The sequence below is a fragment of the Negativicoccus succinicivorans genome (genome assembly GCF_018373335.1).
GTDB classification, from domain to species: domain Bacteria; phylum Bacillota; class Negativicutes; order Veillonellales; family Negativicoccaceae; genus Negativicoccus; species Negativicoccus succinicivorans_A.
The window spans coordinates 1-5,614 of the sequence record NZ_JAHAHH010000076.1 but is presented as its reverse complement, the minus strand read 5'-3'; the positions used below and the strand labels follow the sequence as shown (position 1 = coordinate 5,614).

Annotated in this window: 7 protein-coding genes and 1 other annotated feature; of the genes, 1 reads left to right on the top strand and 6 read right to left on the bottom strand. The window is 50.6% G+C overall.

Annotation, left to right across the window (positions count from 1 at the left end; genetic code table 11):
• The 6 genes from KH813_RS05790 to cysE form a co-directional block, all read right to left on the bottom strand.
• A partial coding sequence (locus KH813_RS05790; RefSeq protein ID WP_303994391.1) for a sigma-70 family RNA polymerase sigma factor occupies positions 1-481 on the bottom strand: 481 nt, incomplete at its 3' end.
• Positions 482-552: 71 nt separating this feature from the next.
• On the bottom strand, positions 553-1,083 hold the full coding sequence (locus KH813_RS05785; RefSeq protein ID WP_303994389.1) for an NYN domain-containing protein: 531 nt from the start codon (positions 1,081-1,083) through the stop codon (positions 553-555).
• Positions 1,076-1,867 (bottom strand): 23S rRNA (guanosine(2251)-2'-O)-methyltransferase RlmB, encoded by a 792-nt coding sequence (rlmB, locus tag KH813_RS05780; protein ID WP_303994387.1) that lies wholly within the window; start codon positions 1,865-1,867, stop codon positions 1,076-1,078. The genes KH813_RS05785 and rlmB overlap by 8 nt, the downstream gene beginning before the upstream one ends.
• Complete coding sequence (locus tag KH813_RS05775; RefSeq protein ID WP_303994385.1) at positions 1,845-2,312, bottom strand: Mini-ribonuclease 3; 468 nt, start codon at positions 2,310-2,312, stop codon at positions 1,845-1,847. The genes rlmB and KH813_RS05775 overlap by 23 nt, the downstream gene beginning before the upstream one ends.
• Positions 2,302-3,885, bottom strand: coding sequence for a cysteine--tRNA ligase (gene cysS / locus KH813_RS05770; RefSeq protein WP_303994395.1), 1,584 nt, complete (start codon positions 3,883-3,885; stop codon positions 2,302-2,304). Before cysS ends, KH813_RS05775 begins: the two co-directional genes overlap by 11 nt.
• A 7-nt stretch (positions 3,886-3,892) precedes the next feature.
• Entirely contained in the window at positions 3,893-4,573 is a 681-nt protein-coding gene (cysE, locus tag KH813_RS05765) for a serine O-acetyltransferase (RefSeq protein WP_369694440.1), read from the bottom strand.
• A 33-nt stretch (positions 4,574-4,606) separates the two neighbouring features.
• Positions 4,607-4,816, bottom strand: a binding site (T-box leader).
• A gap of 425 nt (positions 4,817-5,241) precedes the next feature.
• Between cysE and KH813_RS05760 the strand changes: the two genes are divergently transcribed.
• Positions 5,242-5,614: HD-GYP domain-containing protein (locus KH813_RS05760; RefSeq protein ID WP_303994383.1), on the top strand; the 373-nt coding region annotated here is incomplete at its 3' end.

Here is a 5,614-nt window from a genome sequence, read left to right as displayed (position 1 = left end):
TGCTCAAAACGCGCGGAACCTCTTGCGAAAGTGACGCCATCCATTCGTTGCGCAAATAAATCGACTCGGGATCGCTGTCGTTATCTGTTGCCAGTATTTCCAGCAACGGACGACCGCCGTCATCTTCTTCAAATACCGATCGATTGAGAGATATATAGGAGTTAAGCGGTTGGTGTTTATATCGAGTAGCTCCTTTAATCGCTGTCAACATTTGCCGGGTAATGCAGATATTGGCAAAGGTTTTAAAGCTCGCACCATATTGCGGATCGTAATCGCGTGCCGCTTTAAACAGGCCGATCATCGCTTCCTGCACCAAATCATCGCTTTCCGCTCCTGCCAAAAAGTATGAGCGTGTCCTCAATTTGGCTAAACCTCGATAGCGTTCAATGATCGCTTCCAAGGCCTCGGTGTCTCCCGCTTGGCTGCGGAGTACCAGCTCTTCATCCGTCAACATTTCCGACGAACACTCCGTCGCCGCCATGCGAACGCCTCCTCACCCAATATATACAAAATCATTATACTTAAATACAACTCACGGTGCAAGCATGCGATTTATTTGCGATGGCGCAGTTTCTCTAAAAGATCCCGCGCGTCAGGACACAACTGCTCCGCCAATGCGACTCGCTGTTTTTGCGTGAGGCGTGAATGTTCTTCTTTTTGCGCTTTTTTATCGGCAAGGATGTCCCGCATCAAATCCCGTACCGATTTGCGGTACGCGCCGCTGCCGCTGACTTGCGATTGCTCCGGTCCGTCCGACGTCACAACATAGATGTAGCGATAGTTATCACGCTGACGGAATGCCACTTTTTCGATATAACTGTCGGCAGTGGTTTGCGCCGTCGTATACACGATATGAAAGCCGGGCGCGCGTTCGATGATTTGACTGGCATGACCAATCTTTTTGCCGTCAAATACCAAGATAACTTCGATCCCCGTGTGCTTGGCCAAGTCGAGCAAAGTATCCGCTAAAAACTCCCGGGCATGTTCCAAGTCATCCTTTTCAAAGCGCCAATACGCAGGATCGGCAAAAATCACATTGTAGCCGTCCACCAGCCAAAGCGGCTTCAAATTGTATTCAGCCATGTTGCGACCGTTGTTGCCGCGCCGCTTCAAACATCATCAGCGCGCCGGCGACCGATACATTCAATGAGGACACCTTACCCCACATCGGAATCTGCACCATAAAATCGCAGTTTTCACGTACCAAACGCGAAATTCCTTTTCCTTCATTCCCCAGCACGATTACTATTTTCCCGCGCCAATCCGCTTCCGTGTACGTCATATCGCCTGCCATATCGGCACCGCCGATCCAAAAGCCGGCTTTTTTCAACGTATCCAATGTTTGCACTACATTGGTGACGCGTACAATCGGCAACCACTCCACCGCGCCGGCCGACGTTTTATGAACGACCTCGGTCACTGCCGCGCTGCGTCGCTCGGGAATAATGACGGCGGCCGCTCCCGCGCCGTCCGCGGAGCGAATGATCGCGCCGAGATTATGCGGATCCTCGACACCGTCCAAAAGTATGATCAACGCATTGTCCATGTCTTGTACCGTTGCCAATACGCTTTCCAGTGTGGCATATTCATACGGCGGCAATTCCACCACAATGCCTTGTTGTCGCACATCGGGCACCATTTGTTGCAAGGTTTTGGCATCCGTTTCATGAACGACAATTCCCGCCTTGCGCGCCGTTTCAACCAACGCTTTCACATCACCGCGCACCGGCGTCTGCACATAGAGCGCGCGAGCGCGCCCGCTGGCAATGGTCTCCACTGCGCCGCGACGGCCGGCTATATAATGAGCGGAAGCATCGGTATGCTCACGACGTTTACTGCCGAACTTAGGTTTGGCTTTGAATCTCATGTCGCATTACCTCCTGCGCAATCGGCCATGCAGTTTGTAAAAGTATCTCAAGACGCTCTTTTTGATTATGGCGATAACAATACCCAAGCAATGCTTCCCATGCCGTACTCTGTTGGTATTCGACAAGCGTCGCGCTGGCGGGCGCATGAAGAGAAAGGTTACGGGCGCGGCGGCAGAGATCCCGCTCTTCTTCTGTCAACGTATCCCATAAAGTCCGTAATACCGCGCTTTGGTTTTTGGCCGCCACCAAACGTGCCGCCAGATCATGTAACACACGTGTTTTGGCAATTCCTGTCTCAGCGAGGCGAGTACGCACAAAAACGCTGTAAACCGCGTCACCGACGAACGCATATGTCTGCAAGTCCCACTCCGCTTCGGTCGGCGTCGCCTGCGCCAAACGCTCGATCGCTTCGTCACGCAGATATAAATACTGTTTAAACTTCACGACGATGCCATGTCGAACCTTCGGGTCCGTCTTCAACCACAATTCCGATCGCAGCCAATCGATCCCGCAGCAGGTCGGCGAATTGATATTTTTTCTCGGCGCGCGCCTGTTCACGCAATGCCAAAACAGACTGCATCACGGCCTGGTAACGCGCTTCCGGCGCATGCTGCGGAGGCTCTTCTTCAAGCGCGACTCCAAGCGCGTCAAATTGCTCGGTCATTTTCTGCGCCAGCTCCGGCAAGTCTTCATCGAGTGCCTGTTGACGAACGCCGGCGAGCATTTCCAACAACGCTTTGAATTCGCTGTCGTCAACTTCCGGTTCTTCCCAGATCTGCGGCAAAATACCGAGCACATCCATCATCTCATGTAAAACATTCAGTGCAGCATTCAGCGCGCGGGCATCTTCACCGTTATTCCCGGCGAGATAGATATTTATATTTTTCACCAATGTAAACATCGCGCCGATGGCAAGTGCTGTGTTGAAGTCATCATTCATTGCGGCGATAAACGCGTGCCGCGCTTCAATCGCAGCTGTACGCAATTCCTGCGCGGTGAAATCTTCTTCCTGATGGCCGCGGTTGACCGCCTGCCGCAATTTCGCCACCGTTGCCGCCAGACGAGCCACCGTCCGCTCCGCCTCTTCCAATCGTTCATCACTGAAGTCAAGCGGACTGCGATAATGCGTGGAAATAAGGAAAAAGCGCAATGCGTCCGGACTGTACTTGGCTAAAATATCTTTGACGAGGAAGAAATTACCCAGCGATTTACTCATTTTTTCCTGATCGATCGTGATAAAGCCGTTATGCAGCCAGTAATTAACAAAAGCGTGCCCTGTGCAGCCTTCCGACTGCGCAATTTCATTTTCATGGTGCGGGAAAATAAGATCGCTGCCACCGCCATGGAAATCAAATGTGTCACCGAGATATTTAGTACTCATCGCGGAGCATTCGATGTGCCAACCCGGACGTCCTTTGCCCCAGGGGCTGTCCCACGACGGTTCATCGGGTTTAGCCGCTTTCCACAGAGCAAAATCTCCCGGATTACGTTTTTCGTCATCGACCGCCACACGCGCGCCCGCCAGCATGTCTTCCACATTCCGACCGGAAAGTTTCCCGTACGGCGCAAACGTAGAGATGTCATAGTACACATCGCCATGCAACGGATAGGCGTGTCCTTCCGCAATCAGTCCTTCGACCATGCGAATAATGTCATCCATATGCTCGGATACGCGCGGATAGCGATCCACGCGACGAATATGCAGCGCATCCATCACTTCAAAATACGTCGCGATGAATTGCTCGGCAATAGCACTCCACTGCACGCCCGCCAGCTTCGCCGCGTTGATAATTTTGTCATCCACATCCGTAAAGTTTTGAATGTGTGTCACTTGGTAACCGCGATATTCCAAGTAACGATGAATCACATCCCAGGTCACAAACGGTCGAGCATTACCGATATGGGAATGATTGTACGGCGTGACACCGCACACATACATTTTTACCTCCCCGGGAGTAATCGGCTTGAACTCTTCTTTTTCCTTGGAAAGCGTATTATATACGTAAATATTTTTCAAATCCGTTTCATCGACTTGCATCGTTTCCCTCCAATTTTGTTAAACGTTCTTCCAAAAGCGCGACTTGTTCTTTCAAATTCGTAATTTTCTCTTTAATCGGATCCGGTAATTCCGAATGATCCAAATCAACTTCCTCTTCATCGTTATCGATATGCAACGGGCTGATACCTCGGCTGGAAATCACCTGCCCCGGAATACCGACCACGGTACTGTGCGGCGGCACCGGTTTAAGCACCACCGAACCGGAACCTATTTTAGCGCCTTCGCCTACGGTAAATGAACCGAGCACCTTGGCTCCGCAGGCGACTACCACGTAATCCTCGAGCGTCGGGTGACGTTTGCCTTTTTCCTTACCCGTACCGCCCAAAGTGACCCCCTGGTAGAGTGTCACATTATCGCCGACAACGGCCGTTTCACCGATCACCACTCCGCCGCCGTGATCGATAAAAACACCGGTACCGATCTGCGCGCCGGGGTGAATTTCAATACCCGTATAAAAACGCGCCCAATGGGACACCAAGCGCGCGATCAAAAAGCAGTCGTGCCGATACCACCAGTGCGATACGCGATGCCACCATAATGCATGCAAGCCGGGATAGCAAAAAATGACTTCCCAAAAGTTTTTTGCCGCGGGGTCGCGCGCAAACACGACGCGAATATCATTTTGGCATTGTTGCAAAAAGTTCACTTGCCGCTCCTTAAAAATAAAAAAACCACCTGCTGCAGAGGCGTTTTAACGCGGTTCCACTCTGCTTTACAGATAGCTGTATCTCGATCGTCGTAACGGGACTTTTACCGTTGCTGCGTACTCATTTTCTGCAGCACCACTCCGGGAGGCACTTCAACGTTGGTTGTCAAGCGAACTCACAGCCACGATCCGCTCTCTCTTAAGACAACACCGACGTTTACTTTTTCCGTTCATCGTGTATTTTCAATATGGTCTAGTGTAACGAAAAATGATAATTTTGTCAACTTTAAAACTGTTTATCGGCTGACCTGGTCTTTGCCCCCACACTCGCCTGCTGGAACTTTCGCTCCTCTCGTCACTATTCGTCCTCTCGGTTTTACCGGCAGGTCTTACTTCTAAGCCGCACCATGCTCAAAAACATTTTTGTTTTCTTACGTGGGTCGTTTTGCCTGCGACTGGCCTCGACTTGCAACCACAGACCCGTAAACAGTTTGCCTCATTCTACAAACCCGATTAGAAAAAGTCAAGCTAAAAAGATCGTTTCTTCTATATAAAATCGGCATACGAAAATCGCAGATTTTATCTCATCTGAATCGAAAAAAAGGGTATAATGAAATAAGGCTTAAAGAAAACATACTCTTTACATAAATAAGCAAGGATGTTTGGCAATGTTTACCTTAAATTTAATGCATACGGCGGCAGTGTACCAAAAAGATCGACGCGAATTGGGCCGAGTCATGGAGCCCATGCTTTTTTTGCTACGCCAAAAAAGCCACCGTCTCTACTCGCATTCGATTCAGGTCGCGCACTACTCAGCCAGCATCGCCGCTCAAATGGGTTTGCCGGCCACCGAAATCGAAACGATTCAATCGGCCGCCCTGTTGCATGACATCGGCCTTTTGACCTTGCCGACAATGGCGTTGCACAAGATGCCTTTCTTGACGAGACGCGAACAAGCCCTTTACAAAAAACATCCGGATCTCGGCAGCAATATGCTCGAAACGATTCCGGCTTGCCAACATATTATTCCTTATATCCGAC